This window comes from Streptomyces sp. RP5T, from assembly GCF_003933965.1.
Taxonomy (GTDB): domain Bacteria; phylum Actinomycetota; class Actinomycetes; order Streptomycetales; family Streptomycetaceae; genus Streptomyces.
This window is the reverse complement of the sequence record NZ_RSAJ01000873.1, coordinates 1-2545: the sequence shown is the minus strand read 5'-3', so window position 1 is coordinate 2545 and position 2545 is coordinate 1. Positions and strand designations below refer to the sequence as shown.

At 72.7% G+C, this 2545-nt stretch carries 2 protein-coding genes and 1 pseudogene; all 3 read right to left on the bottom strand.

Annotated features, from left to right (window positions below; genetic code table 11):
• Positions 1 to 820, bottom strand: an 820-nt coding sequence (locus EHS43_RS42295) for a serine/threonine-protein kinase (protein ID WP_148104271.1), incomplete at its 3' end; no start/stop codon positions are given.
• Between the two features lie 46 nt (positions 821 to 866).
• Positions 867 to 1796: a DUF3710 domain-containing protein gene (locus EHS43_RS42290; protein ID WP_125195778.1), complete on the bottom strand. Its 930-nt coding sequence runs from the start codon at positions 1794 to 1796 to the stop codon at positions 867 to 869.
• 78 nt (positions 1797 to 1874) lie between these two features.
• A pseudogene (locus EHS43_RS42285) lies at positions 1875 to 2545 on the bottom strand (serine/threonine protein kinase); the annotation flags it as partial.

The following is a 2545-nucleotide window of genomic DNA, read 5'->3' as shown; positions in this document are numbered from 1 at the left end:
AAACGGCTGTCCGGACCGTCCGGGGCGGGGTGCGCGTCTCCGCGGCCCACGCCGGCGGACTCGTCCCGGCGACCTCGGCCAGCACCTCGGCGGCCTCCTCCGCGGTCGGCCGGTCCTCCGGCTCGGGGGCGAGGAGCCGCTCCAGAAGCGAACCGAGGGGGCCGGCTGCCGCCCGGTCCGCCACGGCCGAGCTCAGCAGCGCACCGAGCGACCACAGGTCGGAGGCGGGCCCGGCGACCCGCCCCGAGCCGTACTCCGGGGCGGCGAAACCGGCAGTGTTCTCCTGGGCGTCGCCCCGTCCGGCGGCGCCGATGCCGAAGTCGGTCACGACGACACGCTCGCCGCCGGCGCCGAGGAGGACGTTGGACGGCTTCAGGTCGCGGTGGACGATGCCGACGCGGTGGGCGGCGTGGAGCGCGCCGAGGACGGCGAGCCCGATCCGGGCGGTCTCGGTGTCGGCCAGCGGCCCGCGCCCGGCGAGTGCGGCCTCCAGCGACTCGCCCTCGACCAACTCCATGACGATCCAGGGCAGTTCGCCGTCGATGAGTACGTCGTGAATCGTGACGGCCGCCGGGTGGTCGACCTGCGCCGCGGCCCGCGCCTCGTGCGGCAGTCGGCGCATGGCCCGCCGCCGCTCCTCGTCCTCCGGATCCCCGGTCGGACGGGGCTCCTTGACGGCGACGTACCGCTCTTCCCGCTCGCCCTGCTCGTCGCGAGCCCGCCACACCGTGCCGCCCGGCCCGGACCCGAGCCGCTCGACGAGCCGGTACCGCCCACCGATCAGACGTCCGTCGGGCGGGTGTTCGCCGTCTTCACTCATGGCACATGAGTACCGTGCGCGTCATGCCCTTGTCTAAGCGGCGGGCTCAGACACCGGACTCGGGCCGGCGCAGCCGGATGAGGGGGCCGGTGCCCTGCTCCTCGGCGGGCATCCGGACGACGGTCCCCTGAAAGGTGTCGTAGGGCCACGCCTCGGTGCTGTCGGGCTCCGCGCCGACGCCCGTCACGAAGCCGCGCAGGATCCACCCCGGACCGTCGTGGCCCAGCACCCGCGTGGTCTGACGGTCCTTTCCGGGAGGCCCCTGGATCCGCACTACGGCCTGGAGTTCGGCCCCCGCGGGCCCGACGCGCTCCTCCGCGGGGCCGCCCCAGTCGCGCACCTTACGCGCCAGATCCTCACGGACGGTCGCCCAGGAGGTGTCCCCGAGCGCACGGAACGCCTGGAGCTGGATCGCGGTCCGGCCGCGGACGAGAGTGACGCCGACGAGGGAGCCGTCCCGTCGCGACGACATGAGGTCGATCTTCAGACCGGGCTCCGTCGGCACCAACAGGCCCCCGAGATCGAGCAGTTCGCTGCTCCGGGGCCGACGTTCGTCCCTCTCGTCCCATGGTCCGACGGCAAGGCAGCTCTCCTCCGCCTCCTCCAACAGGGCGTCCACCTCCTCCTCTGACAGCGACTCCTCGGCGATCACGGAGGCCAGCAGCCCCAGCAGCCGGTCGAGAGTGATCAGGTCGCGCCGTGAGGCCTCCAGGGCCGCCGTCCTGTCCCCCAGCAGGGTTCTGATCATCAGCCCCGCCTCTTCCTCGCTCAGTCCTGACACCGCACGGCCGAGGTCGGCCCTGCCGTCCTCCGCGCGCAGTCCGAGGAGGACCTGAAGGGCGACGAGCAGCACCCGCCCCGGGGTCATCCGGTCCCAGACCTGGAACTCGGTGAGCTCCGCGCTCTCCGGCGCGACGAACCCGTCCCGCACGTACTGCGCGACGACAGCGCGTGCCGCCCTGCTCGCCTCACCCATGCCACACACCCCCGAACCCCTGCGTCAGCCCGCGGACGAAGACGAACTCGCCCACCGTTCAGACCGGTCGGACACCTGTCAGAGCCGGTCCACCCCCAGATTCGCGATGGCTGTCCGGGCCACCTCCCGCCCCCTTCCCGTGAAGTCGCCCTTGCCCGGGTAGCTGACGGTGAGTTTGTACAGGTCGCCGGTGGTGGTCCGGTAGTAGAAGATCTGGAGTTCGCGCGGGCGGGGGTTCTGGCTGTCCGTGGTGGTGTACGTGACCATGGTCCCGGCGGCCTTCCTGCCCTCGTACGTCTTCTCCTCGGGGCGGGTCCGCGCGGTGTCCGGCATGCTGAGGTCGTAGTCGCCGCTCTCCTTGAACCTGCTGTCGTCGTCGTACATCTCGGCCGCCGCCGAGCCCGCGATGTTGTTCGCGGTGTCCTCGGCCTTCCGTTCCAGGCGCAGGCCGATCCAGATGCTGCCGCTGTAGTCGGAGTACGTGATCCAGTGGGTCTTGTCCGTCTTCCGGTCCGGCGTGGTGGGCTGGTAGTCGACCGGCACCGCCAGCGTCGCGGCCACGTCCTTGGTGTGCTTCTTCGTCCAGCCGTCCGGCAGCGGCCCCGCGAAGGGGTCCGCGACGACCAGGTACGCCGCCAGCGCGGCCGCGACGACCGCCGCGCCGAGCCCGAGCCACGCCTTGCGGCCCAGCCGGAGACCGCCGCCCACCGGTACCTCGACGGTCCGCACCACCTGGGTGGGCTCCGGGG

Bases quoted from the DNA above. Each gene is read 5' to 3' on its own strand.
- EHS43_RS42290 (WP_125195778.1), bottom strand. From the start codon at position 1,796: ATGGGTGAGGCGAGCAGGGCGGCACGCGCTGTCGTCGCGCAGTACGTG.